We start from the raw sequence: 18,609 nt of genomic DNA, 5'->3' as shown, positions 1-18,609 counted from the left end.
GCAAATTTAACACATAATAGCTTATTTTCTTCGGTCGATAAATTTAACCGGCTTGCGTACCGCTTCAGGGAATTGTAGTTTCTGCATTTCGTCGGCTTTAAGATAAGTGATATGCGGGCTTACCCTTAAGCGGGCCTGCAAATTAGCGCGGATCTTACGGTCACATTCATCAGTGTAATTGACGGGTAGCAGATGCAGCAGCACTTCGTCCATACCTATCTCATTCGAGTACACTTCGGCTACAAAATCTTTGATCTCTTCCATGCCATTCAGCAAATCAAACAACGCCGGAGGGTAAAGTGTAGTACCTTTAAACTTGATCATCTGCTTTTTACGGCCAACGATAGATGACAGCCTGATACTGGTACGCCCGCAGGCACAGAGCTCATCAAAATAATGGCAGATATCTCCTGTTTTATAGCGCAGCAGCGGCATCCCTTCAACGCCAAGCGTGGTAATGGTCACCTCCCCCGATTCACCCGGAGCAACGGGGTTGTTGTGCTCATCCAATACCTCAACAATCAATAGCTCCGGTTGATGATGGCCGCCCCTGCCCTCGCCGCATTCTGTAAAGGCAGTTTGCATTTCCGTAGAGGCATAGGTTGAATACAGTTTGATATCCCAGGCTTCGGTGATCTTTTGACCTAAAATATTCAGGCTGAAATCAGTATTGCGGATATTCTCACCAATACAAACCGCCTTTTTAACTGACGATGCATTGATATCGATGTGATGCTCCTGTGCAAACTGGATCAGCTTTAAAATGAACGATGGTACGGCTACGATTGCTGTAGGTTTTAACCTCAAAATAGTTTCCCATTGTAACGATGGCACACCCGGTCCTAAACGGATAATGCCCGCCCCTATTTTGCGGATGCCCGAATAATAGGCCATTCCGGCCATAAACTGCCTGTCGAGCGTGAGCATGAGTTGGTACAGGTCAGCCGCCGAGCCATCGGCACAGGTAAAAGAATTGTACTCGTTATAAGCTAAACGCTCAAGATCATTTTCAGTAAGGGCAATAGTTACCGGGCTGCCTAAAGTGCCGGAGGTGGAACTGTACTCAATGATCTTGCCCCTATCCACACATAAAAAATCGTCGTTGCGTTTTTGCAGGTCTTCTTTGGTGGTGGTGGGGATCAAACGCAGGTCATCGAGCGTTTTGACCTGGTTGATATCAATATGATGCTGTGCAAACAGGTCTTTATAAAAAGGCGAATTTTGGCTGAGGTAAGTCAGCAACTCTTGCAGCTTTTGCTCCTGGTATTTTACAACCTCATGTTTGGGTTGGAGTGCTAATGGTTCAAGGTGTTGTGTTATCACTGTTCAATAATTACCACGGCCGATGCCATTGTTTTTAAATGGGTTAATGATACGGAAATTTTTAACGGCCCGTTACGGTTAATCACTCCCGCGCTTTCGCCGGTAGGTTCTAAAATGGGCTTGCCGTTTTCATCATTGCTGATCTCAATTTCGCTAAAAGCGGTATCTTTTAGCCAGCCCGTACCTAATGCTTTAAAAAAAGCCTCTTTAGCGGCGAAGCGGGCGGCATAATGCTGATACTTATTGGTCTTGCTCTCACAATAGGCTATCTCCTTTGCCGAAAAAACCAGCTCACGAAAACCTTGTTCTTTAGCAATACTGCTTTGCACACGCTCCACCTCTATCATATCAATACCTACACCTAAAACTGTCATGAGCTTAACTTTTTAGTACATTTTTCAACCTGCTTTTTGATATAGTTTTCCTCGTTTACGGTGGCAATTACTTTGGTTAAAGCCGTTTTGTAATACCCGAGGGCTTTTTTATACTCGTTATGTTTAAACGAATAATCACCGGCAATCACATACGCGTGGTAAAATTGCGGATTGCTGGCCACCACGCTATCGGGGTTAATCTCTTCACCGTCAAAAGCTTTTTGCTTCAGCGTACGATAGGTTATAAAATTACGATAAGCCCGGGTGTTCAAAAACGTATCGGGCTTAATGGTAAGCGCGGTATCCATAATTTCATGATCGGTTTGCATGCCTTTCATGGCGAAGATTTTTTTTAAATCATAAGCAACAAACTCACCCAGCTGCCATGGCGAAGTGGAAACCCAAACCAGCAGCTTTTGCGGCTCGAACACTACCGAATGGTGCGCTATCAATTGGTTCAGCGCTTTCTCGTTGCCCATACCAATATCTTCACCGTGCAGGCCCTGGCGGTCGCGCAAAATATCAACTGTTTTTTGCACGGTGTTCTTGCCTTCGGCATTCAGCAGTTCCATTAAACGCTGGTAACGATAGGGCGAAGCGCTATTGCTTAGTTGTACCAGGTTTTCTTTAGAGTGTGCCAGTCCTTTGCTTTGAAAGTGGTTGGCGCAAACAATATAGTTTTGGCGAGGATCATACACATCCAGCGTATTCGGTGTTTTCTCGATCACTACGGCCTTGTTATCTTCGGCCGAAGCTACCAGGAAAGATTCGGACACAAACATTTTGCGTTTTTTGGCGATCGCGATGGCCTCTTTAATGTTTTGGGCGTATTGCAAGATCTCACGGGCTACTAAAGATACCGGTGTGGCCGAACCCGATGGGATATTGGTCTTGTCGGCATTGATGGTAACGCTCAGGCCTTTTTCGTTCATGCCGGATACCGCGCCTACGAAGCCGCCCCAGGTTATGGTCATGAATTTATGCCCTTCAGATGGATTGAAGAATGCCACTATTTTATCATGCGCAAAATTATCGCCTACATAAAAATCAAAGTTCCGACCTACGATCATGGTACCATCGGCCGAGCGATCGTTCCAGGTACCAAACGAGGTACATCCCACCAAGGCCATGCTTTGCAGCGCGTGACCGATATCATGCGCGGCGTGGTAATTCAGGATGCGCTGATAATTGGAGCCGATATACTGGTATTTATCTGATGCTGATTTGGAGATGCCGTAGATCTCCTCTTTATATTCTTCGCTTACGTTCTTAGCCAAATCGCGGTTAAACCAGGCTATAAAATATTTCAGGAATGACAGGTAGGACTGTGAGGGGATGATCTTATTGATCTGATCGGTAAAATAAACCTCCTGGTTTACCACCAGCTCTTTGCTCAGTTTGCCATTAATTACCCCGCGCTCAAAAGGCTTACCCTCTACATACATCTCAAACAAACCACTCTTACTTTTCCGGAACCAGTTGTTATTAATGGTATAAAACGCCGGCGAAGGTTCCTTTCGTTGTAATTGCAGGCTGCTCAAGTCGGCAGGTTTGGGCGGGTAATCGATAGCTACGCAGTACAGGTAAATAAAGCCGATCAGCAGCAAGCCCACAAACACAAGGCCTGTATACAACACCCTTTTCCCAAACCGCTTCCAGCTAAATTTACTGTTACGCATTTCTTATTTTATCTATCAGATCATCATTACCTAATAAGGCGCAACAGGTTACTATCCCGCTCATGGCAGCACCCAAAATGCCATGTAAATTAAGGTTTTGCCCCGTGAAGTACAAATTAGGCAATTTTGTACGAGGCGAAATGAACGTTTTCAGCGGGTGTTTATAATCCTTGGCAATACCATAAAGCGAACCATCATCATTGCCAATATAATCACGATATGAAAGTGGCGTGGCGGTGTAGTACGAATAGATCTTTTCCCGTAAACCCGGAAATTTCAGTTCCACATCATCCAGTAAAACTTCGACTTTGCGCTTTTTAAATTGCTCGTAAGTTTCTCCCCGATAGGCTTCGTCAGATACCGTATTAAAGGTATCCTCCCAAGGCTTCACTTCCTCATAACGCATATAAGCCAGGATGGTCATGCCATCGGCGTATTCCTTATTTTTTGATGATGGCGTCATGAACACGGCATAGCCCAGCGGCCAGTTTTGCTCCGTGTAATCGGCCATGTGCCATACCTGCCCGTCCTTAAAACTATAAACGTTATGGCTAAAGTATTTGAATGTATCTTTCTTAAACACAATATTGATAGTGAACGATGACACCGAGTTTTCCAGGCTTTTTAACCGGTTCCTGTATACGTTCTTGATCACTGATGAGTCCGTCATTTCCAATGTTTTCACCGGGTGAATGTTGGATATAAAATGACCGGCATACAGCTTTTCGCCATGCTGCAGTTCAACATACGCTATTTTACCATCCTGTTCTACCAGTTTTTTCACGGCTTTATTCCGGATAATAACGCCGCCCCTGTTGCGGATATTGCGGGCAATCAGTTTAGCAATCTGCGAACCGCCGTCAACACATTTCCAGGAGCTTTCAATGTAGCTGTTAAGGATAAGCGCATGAACGTAGAGCGGTGTTTTATCGGCCTGCCCGGCATATAAAGAATTGTTACCGGCCAGTACCTGCTGCAATTTTTTATTGTTGGTGATAGATGCCAGAAAAGCCTCCGTGTCCACCTCCAACACATCGGCCTTTTCATAAAAATCATCCGACGAACGCAAATTATACAACGGAAACTTATCGCAAACCTCTTTCAGTTTATCGCAATAGGCCCGTAACGCTGGTTCTTCATCCGGGAAATAAACCAACAGCTGTTTGATGAAATTATCATAGCCCTGAGCCTGGGGATATTCAACCGGATCGTTATCAATCATGATCTTATCAAAGGCATCGAGGCTTTGTTTTTCCAGTTTCAGGTTATCGATAATATCTATATACTTAAAGATCTGGTATAGATTTTGGCCCTTATCGAGCCCACCAAGATAATGAACACCTGAGTCAAAGATCACCCTATCGCGTACGTAGGTTTGCAGCGAGCCGCCAAGCTGCTTGTTTTTTTCAACAACACAAACCCGGTAACCTTCACGACCGAGCATATCGGCGCAAACCAAACCGCCCATACCGCTGCCAATGATCAGTACATCAAATTTATCGTTCATTTAAACCGGCTGCCCTTCTTTTTTAAGCACAAAAATAATATTTGAAGTGTATTTCGTGTTGTCAATCTCGGCGACTGAAAGATCATTCACTGCCGCTATATCCCGCAGCATTTTCCCCGAAAGGAACGAAAGACCATTTGCTCCTGTTTTATTAAAACCAAGCAACTTGGTCGAAAAAGTTTCGGTGAGCTCCGTTCCCTTATGCCTTTCCTCCATATCCTTATTGCCATCCCTGATGATGAGCTTGCCGCTGGGATTTAAATTGGCAATACATTTTTCAATCAATTGCTTTTGCTCCCCGGGCGGCAAATAGTGCAGCATATCGGCCATGATAATGGCATCATACCGCTGCATTTCAAATTGCAGGGCATCGGCATAAACAAAATTGATATTCTCCGTTTTTCCAAAGCAATTGGCTGCCACCTCTATCTTTTCCTCATCATAATCAACCCCGGTAAACTTGCGCCCCGGCGCTGCAAAATGCAGCATGTAGGGCATAAAGCCATAACCGCAACCCAAGTCAAGCATTTTTCCCTGGTTAGGCAGCAGCTCATGAAATACCTGGTAATTTTTTTCCAACCGTACTTTAATGCGCATATACCATTCCAGCACCGGGCCTTTATACAGGTAGTTATAAAACAGTTGTTCTTTATGATAGGCAGGCTGTTCAATTTCAGCACTTAGATTTTGGTATTCATCCTTAAAATAACGGCTGATGTTTTTGGTACGCTCCGCATAGCCTGTACCGAATGAAGCATCACCGGCAGCAATACGAGGCAGGTATTTTATGGTTATTGTGCCATTCTTCAGCAGGAAATCACCTTTGGTCATATTGTAGCCTATTCCGTGCAGTATAATGGGCAATATGTCCATACCCAGTTGCTCGGCCAAAAAGAAAGCCCCTTTATGAAAACGCTTCATTTTGCCATCAGGCGAACGGCTGCCTTCCGGGAAAATCACCATCGAGTATCCTTGTTTAACTTTTTCGGCCAGTTCTTCGATATTCTGCTCCACTCCTTCGGCCACTGGGAAGTAGCCCGCCATCCGCACCACTGCGCCAAATACCGGCGAATTCCATACCCAGTGATTGGTAAACAAGATCAGTTTAGGGTGCTGCATGATCAGTACCAGGATATCTAAAAACGATTGGTGATTACTGATCACCACAGCAGGTTTCTCAAAACTGTCTTTATCCACTACACGCTTACGCAGGTTAGGCATAATGTACATCATCGACCAGCAAAACTTTGACAGGATAGCATGATAAACATATTTGCTCCTTGGCCCTTTAAACGGGTTGAGCTTGATAAGCAGCAGACCAATAAGACTTGATAACAGGCAGCCGCTCACAAAATAAGTGAACGCGAAAACAGAGATCACAAAGCCGCTTAATGTCCATGGAAAGTGTTTTTTCTGCACCCTGTTTCTGATCAGCAAATTGAATAAAAATGGGATTAAAATCTGCGCCATCACCCCCACGCAAACTATCCCAATGATGGAGATCAACGCGATGGATCGCAAGGCTGGGTGTTTGGCAAAGATCAGCACGCCCAAACCCACAACTGTTGTAATGGCCGATAGAAAGATGGATGACTTGTATGACGATAAATTCTTTTTGCCCGTTTTATATTCCTGCAGCAACCCATCCATAATAAACAGGCTATAGTCATCTCCCAAACCAAATATCAGTGCCGATATAATAATGTTGACGATGTTAAACTGAATGCCCAGCAACCCCATCAAGCCCAAAATCCAGATCCAGGAAATAAACATCGGAATAAAAGAAACCAACGTAAGTTCGATACGCCCGTAAGTAAGCAGCAACACCGAAAACACCAGTAAAGATGACATGACAGCGATACTGGTAAAATCATTATTAATGATACCAACAAAACGGTTTGTTAAGTATTGCTTATCAACAACAGTAACATTTGGCGAATTTTCGAACAGGTTGTACAATTTGGCTTTATCAGCTTGTGAGATCTTAACCAATGTAATTACACCGGCCCTGCCCGGTCGCTCGGTTATGTAATCATCCAACAAACTTTTGCGGATGCCGGCCATTTCATCCTGGCCAACTGGTTTAAAGTTTTTATTGATGAGTTCGTAAAAATGATCAAAAGCAGATAGTTTAAAACCTAAGGCAGCGCCTTCATTAACCAATACAGCCATTAACTGCTGTTTTTTTGCAGGTGTCCAGTAGTTATTCCAACGGGCAATTCGGGCTTTTTGCAGCGAATCGGAAATAATTAGCGATGATACGCCGGAGTGTTTTTTGACGATGTTTTTTTCTTTCAATAATTCTATCTGTGCCGAGAGCTTTTCGTTAGTCCGGAGAGCATCATCCAATGTTTTGCCTTCGGCCAGGAAATAAACCGATTGCAGGGCGTATTTATTAATAGCGTTCAGTTTGGCTTCGGATGCTTTGAGTTTATCGGTCATGAAATTCATGCGGTTCATATCCGTTTCAAAGCTTACGTTCCGGGCTGTATGGCTGAATACTGCCGTAAGGATTATGATAGCGGAAATAATAAACTTATTATACTCGGGGTTATAGGCCGATAGCCTATCAATCCACGAAAGCTGGGCCGTATGTTGATCCTGTTCTTTTTTTGAGGCGATAAAATGCGGCAGGAACACCAGTGAGCAAAACGAAGCACCTATCAAGCTAAAAGCCGCAAACAGACCAAGATCTTTCAGCATTTCCGACTTTACAAACTCAAGGCACAAGAAACCGCCAATGGTTGTAAAACTGCCCACAGTAAGCGGCATAGCCAAATCGCGGATCACCTGCTCAATACTGCGGGTATGCCTGTAATGGTTAAACACGTGCAGCGAATAGTTAACCGCAATCCCCAACACCACCGAACCCGTACCCAAGGCTATTACAGAAATACTGCCCTTCACAAAGTAAACCACAGCGAGCGAAAACAATGCACCAAACAAAACCGGCACTAGTATCACCGCAGGAGCCCGCTTTTTCTTAAAATAAAATCCCAGGAACACGATCAGGAAAACAACGGTAATACCCTGCGTAAACATGGAATCCCTTCGCAATTGCAGGGCGTTACCTACCGATACAGCTGTGGTGCCGAAATAGCTGCAATCAACCGTTTTAAAGTTTTTAGTTTGTAAACTATCGATAACCTTGTCGATGCCTTTAAGCATTATCGCGTTCTCGCCGGTGTTATTGGGCGAATATTTTGGCGTAATAAACAGCAGCAGGTTTTTGTGATCTTTGGTCATCACATAGCTATCGTACAGTTCAAAATTTTCGTCGTATTGCAGCTGTTGTAATTTTTTGAGACCGAGATACGAGATCCCAACCGGATCGCTGCTGATCATGCTTTTCAGCGCCAATCCAGCAGGCGAGGTTAATGTGCGCAAATCGCGGGCAAGGGTTTCTTTTACCTGATCGGGGCGGATAAGTGTGTCAATATTTAAATAGTCACGCTCGGTAAGATAAATAGGCAGGTTTTTATTAATAGTGCCGAAAAGCGCCAGCACCAACCCCTCATCAACCTTTGCATTGATCTTACTTACATACCGTGGAAGTTTTTGCTGAACGGTTTCGGTAAAATTATCGGCAAAGGCGATAAGGCTATCGGGCTGCTGTTGTGTGGAATCTTTTAACGATACCATCACCACCAGCTTATCAACAAACTTGGAGTTTTGAAAAATATAGTTGAGTTTCTCTATCTTTTTATCCTTCGGCAGTATTTTGGAAATATCCTCCTCAAACCTTATCCGCGAAGCAAAAAAACCGATAAGCACAAAACTTAATGCAAACACAGTATAAAACAGTGGCTTGCGGATATTGAAATAATTATAGATGCCTACCAGGATTTTTTCCATGAATTACAGCGCGGGGACAGGCCTCCGCTTAAACAGCTTTAGTAACGCAAAAGTGAGCAATCCTGCTATAATACCTGCAAAAATTGCCAGCGAAATGCTGCCGTAAAGATATTGTTCCAAATGTTCGCCAATGGATTTAAGCGAAATTTTATCCAAAGGAATATCCACATCCCTGCCGCCCATCCAAAGACTGCCGGTTTTATAACTCAGAAAAATGATAACCGGGATCATGGGCGCAACGCTGATGTGGGCAGCCGTAACCACGATGGCCTTGTTGAGCCTGAACAGGAAGGCCAGCGAAATAGCCACCAACAACTGGAAGCCCCAGATAGGCACAATCCCCATAAAAACGCCAAAAGCTACAGATTTAGCTTTTAACTGATGCGAGTGTTCAGGGTTAAAGAACAGATTTTTGAGCATCTGCTTCGCTTTTTTTTTATCAAAAAGCGTTCTGAAAAAATCGCGGGGTTTGATGTATGCGAAAGTTATGATAACCAGTACAGTGTTGAGTACACTAATGCGCGAAAAATCCTGAAAAGGGCGAAAATGCGATACCCGTATTTCTTTCGGGGCATAATAAACCTTTACCGGAACCCAATCTATCTTGATACCTTTCCAGGCGGCACGAACTATTACCTCTATTTCAAATTCGTATTTCCGGGTGATGAATTTACTGGTTTTTAGCAGGTGGATAGGATACAGCCTATAACCCGATTGCGTATCCGGGCATTTAATGCCTGTCTCCACCCAAAACCAAAAGTTAGAAAACTTATGCCCGAAACTGCTTTTACCCGGCACCGACGATTGCTCCATATTACGCGAACCAATAATCAGCGAATCCGGTTCCTGTTCCAGTTTTTCAATAAAAGCAGGCAGGTCGGTAGCAAAATGTTGCCCGTCTGAATCGATAGTGATAGCATGTTGATAACCCTGTTCGGTTGCAAATTCAAAAGCTTTGCGTAAGGCCCAGCCCTTGCCTACATTCTGGGTATAGCTAACTGATTTTATTTGCGGGAATGATTGGATAATGGCAGGAGTACTATCGGTCGAGCCATCATTTACCACAATAACCTGATCGGTAAAAGCTAACACATCGGTAATAACAGCGGCCAGCGTACCCTGGTTATTATAGGTGGGTATAATAACGCATACCTTTAATTGTTTAAACTTTGCCTGTATAATTTGTAAGTTATCCGTCATATATCAATCGCACGTACCGGCTTCAGTCCAGGTTTTTATCAATGGGTTTTGTGGGTTTACGTTTAATGCTTTACAAAGTTATTGTTTCGGCTTAAATTAAACGTTAAATTTTTGTTGGGAGTATTTAATAAACTATGTATTAAATGTTGAAGTATTACCTCCTACGCATCAAGTAACTATTACGATTGCACAAAATGTATAAACATGTTTAATAACACACTGAGAGGAAGGTAAATCCACATAATGAAGCAATATAAAGTACGAAAAGTACATAATCAGTAGTCGTGTTCTCGATGAAATCGGAAACTCCACCTTTAGCAGGAGCAACAAAATCCCTATCCTGACACTTTCTGCTAAGAAATCTTAAAAATTGAAAAAGCAATAGTAAAGGGATCGTGTTTAGAAGAAGCCTGGAGGCGTTTCCATTTGGCAATTCCAAATCATAATCCCCCTTAAAATATAGGTAGAGAATAACATGTATTGCACCAAAACATAACCAGATCAAATATGATCTAAAATTTCTTAATGACACATATAGAAAAATGTATAAAAACAACTGTGTTAGCATGGCGTAGAAAATGACTGCTACTTGCCTGCTTTCTGTTCCTAAAATAAACCGCGACAGCGCAATACATAAAGTTATTACTGCATAAATCATTATTAAAACTATTTCCCAAGGCTTTAGTGGTTCATAATGAATGAATGGTTTTTGCACTTTGGCTTTTCTCATTTTGCAATAAGGTAAGAGATCAAAGTTATTAATTCTCTCCTCTTATTCACACACCGTATATCATTGCCAGGGGGAACGACGAAACGATCGCATGCGATACAGGGCGGCCCTGCTTCCGTGCGATTGCCGCGCTGCGCTCGCAATGACATGATTTTGGCATATCGTTCCACACAATACCCCCCACCCAGAAACCGTTTAATACTCGTTCCTAAATCCGAACATTTACCTTATTTTCGCCCTGATTTTGTGGAAAAGAGTGATCAAACCTTATTAAATAAAACTACTGTGCCCATACTACAGGTTGGAGGAAAAGCCCTTACACTGGATGATTTTTACCAGGTAATTTTCAATAACGCCATGATTGCCCCTGACGAGCAGGCGCTGCAAAAGGTAGAAGCCAGCTTTACTTTTCTTGGCAATTTTTCATCCAACAAGCTCATTTACGGCATTAACACCGGCTTTGGCCCAATGGCGCAATATAAGGTAAGTGATGAAAACCGTTTGCAATTACAGTATAATCTCATCCGCAGCCATGCTTCGGGCGGTGGCAGTTTGATGCGGCCCCAGTTGGTAAAAGCCCTGATGCTTGCCCGGCTTAACAGTTTTATGCAAGCCCATTCCGGTGTACACCCCGAACTGGTGAACCTGCTTGCCGAACTCATTAATAAAAACGTTACTCCCTGTATATTTGAACATGGCGGCGTAGGTGCCAGCGGCGATCTGGTACAGTTAGCCCACCTTGCACTGGTTTTAATTGGCGAAGGCGAGGTGATTTATAACGACGAAGTACAACCAACAGCTTCTGTTTTTGAAAAACTGAATATTAAACCACTGCAAATCCATATCCGTGAGGGACTGGCCATTATCAACGGTACTTCGGCCATGACGGGGATCGGTTTGCTGAATATTATCCGTGCTAAAAAATTGCTAAACTGGTCGGTGATGTTATCGGCCATGATCAACGAGGTTGTAGCGGCTTTTGATGACCATTATTCGCACGAGCTAAACAGGGTTAAACATCACACAGGGCAAAATGCTATTGCCGCGCAATTGAGGGAAATCCTGAAGGATAGCCAAATGACCCGCAGCCGCTCAGAGCATTTATACAATCCCGAAAATATCGATCAGGAGGTTTTTGAGGATAAAGTTCAGGAATACTACTCGCTTCGTTGTGTAACGCAAATTCTCGGTCCGGTGTATGATACCATTGCCCAGGCAGAGCATGTGGTTGTTGATGAGCTTAACTCGGTAAACGACAACCCGGTTATCGATCATGAAAGTCACAATATTTTCCACGGCGGTAATTTTCATGGTGATTATGTATCGCTGGAAATGGACAAACTCAAGATAGCTGTTACCCGTTTATCGATGCTATCAGAAAGGCAGTTGAATTATTTACTGAATGATAAGCTGAACCAGAAGTTTCCGCCGTTTTTGAATTTAGGTGTATTAGGCTTCAACTTCGGAATGCAGGGAATGCAGTTCACGGCTACCTCAACCGTTGCCGAAAACCAAACCCTTTCGTACCCCATGTACGTACACAGTATCCCAAACAATAATGATAACCAGGATATTGTAAGCATGGGTTGTAATGCGGCATTGTTAACAAAAAAAGTGATCGATAACAGTTTCGAGGTACTGGCTATCCAGGCTATGACGCTGCTGCAGGCTGTCGATTACCTTGATTGCGCAAACAAGCTATCTACCCAAACCAACAAAGTTTATACCGGCTTGAGGGCTATATTCCCTACATTTATTGAGGACAAACCCAAATACCAGGATCTGCAGCAAGTAAAAGCTTATTTTGAAACGGCCGAAATATTTCCTGAATTTATTAAACCTTTTAACACCAAAAATATCATATGAAATGTGCATTAGTAACCGGCGGCTCAAGAGGAATTGGCAGGGCCATTTGCTACAAAATGGCCGCTATGGGTTATTATGTGCTGGTAAACTACAAAGGCAACATCGACGAAGCCAACAATACCCTCGCCCAGATCAGGGAGAACGGCGGCGATGGTGAACTGTTACAATTTAATGTAGCCGATAAGAACGATATCCAACAAAAATTAGGCGGTTGGATAGAAACCAATACCGAAAAGTACATTGAAGTTTTAATAAACAACGCCGGCGTTAAAGACGATGGCCTGATGATGTGGATGACAGACCAGCAATGGGATGGCGTAATAAATACGAGCCTAAGTGGCTTCTTTTACGTTACGCGTTTAGTCCTTAACGGAATGCTGGTTAAAAAATACGGCCGGATTGTGAACGTGGTTTCGCTTTCGGGGTTGAAGGGCTTGCCAGGACAGGTAAATTATTCGGCAGCCAAAGCAGGTGTCATCGGTGCAACTAAGGCATTAGCGCAGGAGGTTGGTCGCAGGGGGATTACGGTAAATGCTGTAGCACCGGGGTTCATTGCTACCGATATGACTGCCGGGCTTGATGAAAAGGAACTTAAAGCGATGGTGCCATTAAAAAGATTTGGCACACCGGAAGAGGTTGCCCATGCGGTAGGATTTCTGGCTTCGCCGGAAGCCGCTTATATTACAGCTGAAGTGCTTTCGATAAATGGTGGGCTGTATTCATAAAAAAGAAAGCAACCTAACCTTGCGCTCGTTTGCAACGAGCGTTTAACATGGTTTGGCGATTGCATCGCCAATATCGCGTTACAAACGCTATCCCTGTTCTTGCGCTCGTTTGCAACGAGCGCAAGAACAGCAGTAACAAACACAAGAGTAATTAACTCTTAATATAAACTTAATTATAAGCTATTAAGATACAGGTATTTTGATAGCCGAAATTTGGAACATTAAACGAGCGCTATACATACAAAAACCAGATTAAGTTCTATTTTTTTGTATTTTTATCACATTTTGTTGACTATGTACTATCAGTTTTTGCTCAAATATGAATAGGGTTGTGATAACAGGGATGGGTATCTATTCGTGTATTGGGAAAAATCTTGATGAAGTTAAGGAATCCCTTTATACCGGCAGGTCGGGCATTGTATATGATGCTATCCGTAAAGATTTTGGCTACCGCTCGGGCCTTACCGGCGCGGTTGAAAAGCCCAACCTTAAAGGTACGCTTGATCGCCGGGCGCGTATCATGTTGCCCGAGCAAGGCGAATATGCATATATAGCTACCACCGAAGCATTACAGCAGGCAGGTATCGATGCTGATTACATCGCCAAAATTGATGTAGGCATTTTATACGGTAATGATAGTACTGCTAAGGCTGTTATTGAAACTACCGATATTATCCGCGAAAAAAAAGACACTATGCTCATTGGTTCGGGGGCAGTTTTTCAAACCATGAACTCCACCGTTACCATGAACCTGGCAACTATATTTAAACTTCGCGGGGTTAACTTTACCATCAGCGCGGCTTGTGCCAGCGGCTCGCATTCGATCGGCATGGGCTATCACCTAATCAAAAGCGGGATGCAGGATTGTATTATCTGCGGCGGCGCACAGGAACTCAGTCATTATTCGATGGGCAGTTTTGACGCGCTTTCGGCATTTTCAGTACACGAGGCCGACCCGGCAAAAGCATCCCGCCCGTTTGATCGTGACCGCGACGGCCTGGTTCCAAGCGGCGGTGCAGCTACCGTGATTTTGGAAAGCCTGGAATCGGCCCTGAAACGAGGCGCTACCATTTTGGGCGAGGTTATTGGTTATGGCTTTTCATCAAACGGCGGGCATATTTCAAACCCAACGGTTGAAGGGCCGGTACGCTCGTTGAATATGGCATTAAAAGATGCCGGCATACAGGCTTCTGAAATTGACTATATCAATGCTCATGCCACCTCTACCCCTGCCGGTGATGCCAGCGAGGCTAAAGCCATTGATGAGGTTTTTGGCGATTATAAGCCCCTGGTAAGTTCAACCAAATCCATGACCGGTCATGAGTGCTGGATGGCGGGTGCAAGTGAGATCGTTTATTCCATGCTCATGATGCAAAACTCGTTCGTGGCGCCTAACATTAACTTTGAAAACCCCGACGAGGATTCGGCGAAACTTAACATCGCTACCGAAACCGTCGAAAAAAATATAGATACATTCCTGTCAAACTCGTTTGGGTTTGGCGGCACCAATTCGTCCCTGATTATTAAAAAATATATTTAAACTAAGCCATTATGCAAATTGAAGAGATCATAGAAAAAATCAACAGCTTCCTTGCCGAAGAATTTGAGGTTGATGCAGATAAAATGGTGCCCACAGCAAATCTGAAAGAAACCCTCGACCTTGACAGTCTTGATTATATCGACCTTGTTGTAGTAATTGAAAGCAACTTTGGGTTCAAAGTAAAACCCGAAGATTTTACGGGCATTGTTACCTTCCAGGATTTTTACGATTACGTACTATCGCGCGTACAACCTGAGGAGCTTGCATAATGCCCGCCTGGCAGGGAAAATCAAAAGGCAATACCCTTGGCTATCGCATTTTTGTAAGCGTTTTAAAAACAGCCGGTGTAATGCCGGCCTATTTTATGCTGAGGTTTGTGGCGCTTTATTACTTCCTGTTTTCGTGGCAAACATCAAAAGGAACATATTACTATTTCCACAAGCGGCTCGGTTTCGGCAAAGTAAAATCAATATTCAAGCTTTACCGCAACTATTACCTGTTTGGGCAAAGCATTATTGACAAAGTGGTGATCATGTCGGGTATTCCCAACAAATTCACTTTCAACTTTGACGGGATCGACAACCTACGGCAGATTGCCGCCATGAACAAGGGCGGATTACTGCTTAGCTCGCACATTGGCAGCTGGGAAATAGCAGGCGAACTGCTTGATCATATAAACACCCGCATTAACATTGTAATGTTTGATGGCGAAGACAGGCAGATCAAGCAATACATGGATTCGGTAACCGGCGAGCGGAAAATAAACATCATTGTCATCAAAAACGACCTGTCGCACATATTTAAAATAAACGCGGCATTTCAGAACAATGAGCTGGTTTGCATGCATGCCGACAGGTATATCGAGGGCAATAAAACCATAACAAGGGAGTTTTTAGGTGAGGATGCGAAATTCCCGGCAGGGCCGTTTGTAATGGCCGAAAAATTTAAAGCGCCGGTAACGTTTGTTTACGCACTAAAAGAAAGCGCGTTGCATTACCACTTTTTCGCCAGTCCGGTAAAGGATTATTCGGATTGGGGCAGAGGCAAAGGCATGGAACAACTGGCAAATGATTTTATAACCAGCTTTGAAAACAAGGTAAAAACGTACCCTGAGCAGTGGTACAACTATTATAATTTTTGGCAATGATCTTACCAACACAGGATATTTTACCGTTGATACCACAGCGGTCGCCATTTGTAATGATTGACAAGCTGTTGTCATCAACTGATGACAACACGGTAACCTCGCTTCAGGTAAAGGCTGATAACGTTTTGGTAAGCGATGGCGAATTAAGCGAAGCCGGACTGACCGAAAACATAGCCCAAACCGCCGCCGCTGGTGCCGGATATGCCGCTCAGCAATTAGGCAAACCTGTACAGCCGGGCTTTATCGGTGCGGTAAAAAACCTGGAAGTATTTGCTTTACCAAAAGTTGGCGATACCATAGAAACCGAAGTAAAAATTGAAAACCAGGTTTTCGATGTTACCATCATCAAAGGAAAAATTACTTGCAAAGGCATAACGATAGCCCAATGCGAAATGAAAATATTTATTCAACCACAATAATATCAACCATGAAAAAAAACGCAATTAAACTGAGTTTACTGATACTTTTATTAACCGCGTTCTTAAAACCGGCATCTGCCCAAACCAAAGCAGAGGTATTCGATAAAAAAACCCCGATAACCTGGTTAGGTATGGATTTTTCACAAATGAAATTCATTGGTTCGGAAGAAGCTTACAGACGGGAGGTGATCAATGCCGAATTTGTTGGCAAATACATCCCCCTATGGGAAAATTTCTTTCTAAAAGAACCTAAAAAATATAACCCAGCCAGGGCGGTTCACCGCGATACCGTTCATTTTGCAATGAATGTTACCGAAAAAGTTAACAACGCGCTTACCAAAAACTTCTTTGATACTGATCCCGGTCATTTCAAAACGCTGACCGAAAAAGATATTGATGCATTGATTAAAAACTATGATTTTTTAGGTAATAAAGGCATCGGTATGTTGCTGATTGTTGAAGGCATGGATAAAGGGCGGGCGCAAGGGGGCGCCTGGGTAACTTTTGTTGATATGGATAAGAAAACGGTTTTATATACCGTTTTCCGCACCGGCAACAGCCGTGGATTTGGTTTCAGAAATTACTGGGCACACCCATGGCCGGTAATCCTGGACGATTTTGGCGCTGATTTCGATCTTTTCAAAAAATACTAAGCCCCTAAGGTTTTGCAGCAATCGCTAATAAATACTATTGAGATTGAAGTCAAATTCAGTGACGTGGATATGCTGGGCGTGGTTTGGCATGGCAACTATATTCGATATTTTGAAGATGGCCGCGAGGCGTTTGGCAAGCAATATGGCCTGGGTTATATGGATGTATATAACGCGGGCTACGTTGTGCCTATAGTTAACGTAAATTGTGATTATAAGCGCTTTTTGCGGTACGAGGATAAGGTGATCGTCGAAACCACCTACACCCCTACCGAGTCGGCAAAGATCAATTTTACTTACAGGTTACTCAACGCCCAAACCGGCGAACTTATCGTTAAAGGATCGACAACACAGGTTTTTGTTCGCCGTGATAATTTTGAACTGCAACTTACCAACCCGGATTTTTTTCTGGATTGGAAACAACAACAAGGTTTGATATAACAGAACGCCGTGATGAAGAAGGTTTACCTTGTTGCCGATAATGTTTACTCGCCGTTAGGGGCTACCACCACTCAAAACTTTGAGCACCTGGTTAACGGCGTTTCAGGCGTGAGGCAACACGACGACAAAGCCCTGTCTGACGATCTTTTTTTCGCATCGCTATTTGAAAAAGTATATTTTCAAACCGATGAATACTGCACCAAATTCGAGCACCTTCTCATCGCTTCGTTAACCGAAACCTTACATGGAGTCGATAAAAATATATCCGATAAAAAAACTGTTCTGATTATTTCCAGTACCAAAGGCAACATCAGTCTGCTGGAAACGGAACAAGCGGGCCCTGAACTGGATGAGCGCATTGCCCTGCATTCATCAGCAAAAAAAATAGCCCGACATTTTGGTTTTGTAAACGAGCCAATAATAGTTTCACATGCCTGTATTTCCGGACTTGTTGCTATGATCACCGGGATGCGATTGATCCAATCAGGGCAGTACGACCATGCGGTTATAGCCGGAGCAGATGTGATTTCAAAATTTGTGCTTTCGGGCTTCCAATCTTTTCAGGCCGTCAGTCAGGGATTATGCAAACCATTTGATGCAGATCGTGACGGTATCAATTTGGGCGAGGGCGCGGCTACGGTTATTCTATCGACAGACAAACCAACCGGAGAAGCTATTGAATTAGTTTCGGGTGCAATAAGCAATGATGCCAACCATATTTCAGGCCCTTCACGCACCGGCGAAGAATTATATTACGCCATCAATAAAGCGATGGATGCTGCCGGTTTAAAGCCTGAGGATATTGATTTTATATCTGCCCATGGTACAGCGACCGTTTATAACGACGAAATGGAAGCAAAAGCTGTAACGCTGGCCGGTTTGCAGCATGTTCCACTCAATAGTCTGAAAGGGTTTTACGGGCATACTTTGGGCGCTTCGGGATTGATAGAGGCCATCGTTTCTGCTCAATCATTAAAGCAAAATACCATCATTCCTACCAAAGGCTTTAGCAAACAGGGCGGTGCTAACCCGGTAAACGTTTGCAGCCAATTGATATCAACGCCACTTAACCGTTGCCTCAAAATAGCCTCTGGCTTTGGGGGATGTAATGCAGCCATAATTTTAACCAAATCACAACAGGATATTTGATAAT

General features: G+C 43.7%; 16 protein-coding genes. 9 read left to right on the top strand and 7 right to left on the bottom strand.

The features are described 5' to 3' along the window. Window positions 1–21: 21 nt before the first annotated feature. From BLP33_RS23075 to BLP33_RS23045, 7 genes are all read right to left on the bottom strand, one after another. Window positions 22–1,323: a flexirubin biosynthesis putative acyl-CoA ligase FlxY gene (locus BLP33_RS23075; protein WP_229701715.1), complete on the bottom strand. Its 1,302-nt coding sequence runs from the start codon at window positions 1,321–1,323 to the stop codon at window positions 22–24. After that, window positions 1,320–1,697, bottom strand: a complete 378-nt coding sequence (acpS, locus tag BLP33_RS23070) for a holo-ACP synthase (protein WP_090533594.1) — start codon at window positions 1,695–1,697, stop codon at window positions 1,320–1,322. Before acpS ends, BLP33_RS23075 begins: the two co-directional genes overlap by 4 nt. Continuing rightward, complete coding sequence (locus tag BLP33_RS23065) at window positions 1,694–3,376, bottom strand: C45 family autoproteolytic acyltransferase/hydolase (RefSeq protein ID WP_090533592.1); 1,683 nt, start codon at window positions 3,374–3,376, stop codon at window positions 1,694–1,696. The genes acpS and BLP33_RS23065 overlap by 4 nt, the downstream gene beginning before the upstream one ends. After that, window positions 3,369–4,883, bottom strand: a complete 1,515-nt coding sequence (locus BLP33_RS23060; RefSeq protein WP_090533590.1) for a phytoene desaturase family protein — start codon at window positions 4,881–4,883, stop codon at window positions 3,369–3,371. Before BLP33_RS23060 ends, BLP33_RS23065 begins: the two co-directional genes overlap by 8 nt. Continuing rightward, on the bottom strand, window positions 4,884–8,738 hold the full coding sequence (locus BLP33_RS23055) for a trifunctional MMPL family transporter/lysophospholipid acyltransferase/class I SAM-dependent methyltransferase (protein WP_090533588.1): 3,855 nt from the start codon (window positions 8,736–8,738) through the stop codon (window positions 4,884–4,886). A 3-nt stretch (window positions 8,739–8,741) separates the two neighbouring features. Continuing rightward, entirely contained in the window at window positions 8,742–9,938 is a 1,197-nt protein-coding gene (locus BLP33_RS23050; RefSeq protein WP_090533585.1) for a DUF2062 domain-containing protein, read from the bottom strand. A 208-nt stretch (window positions 9,939–10,146) separates the two neighbouring features. Then, window positions 10,147–10,668 carry a hypothetical protein gene (locus tag BLP33_RS23045; protein WP_090533583.1) on the bottom strand — a complete coding sequence of 174 codons (522 nt, stop codon included), beginning with the start codon at window positions 10,666–10,668 and terminating at the stop codon, window positions 10,147–10,149. Between the two features lie 285 nt (window positions 10,669–10,953). Here BLP33_RS23045 and hutH point away from each other — a divergent pair, with 285 nt between their 5' ends. The 9 genes from hutH to BLP33_RS23000 all read left to right on the top strand — a co-directional run bounded on the left by hutH (window position 10,954) and on the right by BLP33_RS23000 (window position 18,605). Beyond that, window positions 10,954–12,534 carry a flexirubin biosynthesis tyrosine ammonia-lyase FlxA gene (hutH, locus tag BLP33_RS23040; RefSeq protein ID WP_254780228.1) on the top strand — a complete coding sequence of 527 codons (1,581 nt, stop codon included), beginning with the start codon at window positions 10,954–10,956 and terminating at the stop codon, window positions 12,532–12,534. Continuing rightward, the gene (gene fabG, locus BLP33_RS23035) at window positions 12,531–13,259 is read left to right on the top strand and encodes a flexirubin biosynthesis SDR family reductase FlxB (RefSeq protein ID WP_090533581.1); all 729 of its coding nucleotides are present in this window, start codon (window positions 12,531–12,533) and stop codon (window positions 13,257–13,259) included. Before hutH ends, fabG begins: the two co-directional genes overlap by 4 nt. Before the next feature lie 319 nt (window positions 13,260–13,578). Then, window positions 13,579–14,799, top strand: a complete 1,221-nt coding sequence (locus BLP33_RS23030) for a beta-ketoacyl-[acyl-carrier-protein] synthase family protein (RefSeq protein WP_090533579.1) — start codon at window positions 13,579–13,581, stop codon at window positions 14,797–14,799. An 11-nt stretch (window positions 14,800–14,810) separates the two neighbouring features. Continuing rightward, window positions 14,811–15,068, top strand: coding sequence for an acyl carrier protein (locus BLP33_RS23025; protein WP_090533577.1), 258 nt, complete (start codon window positions 14,811–14,813; stop codon window positions 15,066–15,068). After that, window positions 15,068–15,946 carry an LpxL/LpxP family acyltransferase gene (locus BLP33_RS23020; RefSeq protein ID WP_090533575.1) on the top strand — a complete coding sequence of 293 codons (879 nt, stop codon included), beginning with the start codon at window positions 15,068–15,070 and terminating at the stop codon, window positions 15,944–15,946. The genes BLP33_RS23025 and BLP33_RS23020 overlap by 1 nt, the downstream gene beginning before the upstream one ends. Beyond that, the gene (locus tag BLP33_RS23015) at window positions 15,943–16,365 is read left to right on the top strand and encodes a hotdog family protein (RefSeq protein ID WP_090533573.1); all 423 of its coding nucleotides are present in this window, start codon (window positions 15,943–15,945) and stop codon (window positions 16,363–16,365) included. Before BLP33_RS23020 ends, BLP33_RS23015 begins: the two co-directional genes overlap by 4 nt. 8 nt (window positions 16,366–16,373) lie before the next feature. After that, on the top strand, window positions 16,374–17,018 hold the full coding sequence (locus BLP33_RS23010) for a hypothetical protein (protein WP_090533571.1): 645 nt from the start codon (window positions 16,374–16,376) through the stop codon (window positions 17,016–17,018). Window positions 17,019–17,030: 12 nt separating this feature from the next. Then, complete coding sequence (locus BLP33_RS23005; RefSeq protein WP_217633217.1) at window positions 17,031–17,456, top strand: acyl-CoA thioesterase; 426 nt, start codon at window positions 17,031–17,033, stop codon at window positions 17,454–17,456. Window positions 17,457–17,468: 12 nt separating this feature from the next. Then, on the top strand, window positions 17,469–18,605 hold the full coding sequence (locus tag BLP33_RS23000; protein WP_090533566.1) for a beta-ketoacyl synthase N-terminal-like domain-containing protein: 1,137 nt from the start codon (window positions 17,469–17,471) through the stop codon (window positions 18,603–18,605). The last annotated feature ends 4 nt before the right edge of the window (window positions 18,606–18,609 follow it).

Origin of the sequence: Mucilaginibacter sp. NFR10 (assembly GCF_900100445.1) — a bacterium.
Taxonomy (GTDB): domain Bacteria; phylum Bacteroidota; class Bacteroidia; order Sphingobacteriales; family Sphingobacteriaceae; genus Mucilaginibacter; species Mucilaginibacter rubeus.
This window is presented reverse-complemented; position numbering and strand designations above follow the sequence as displayed.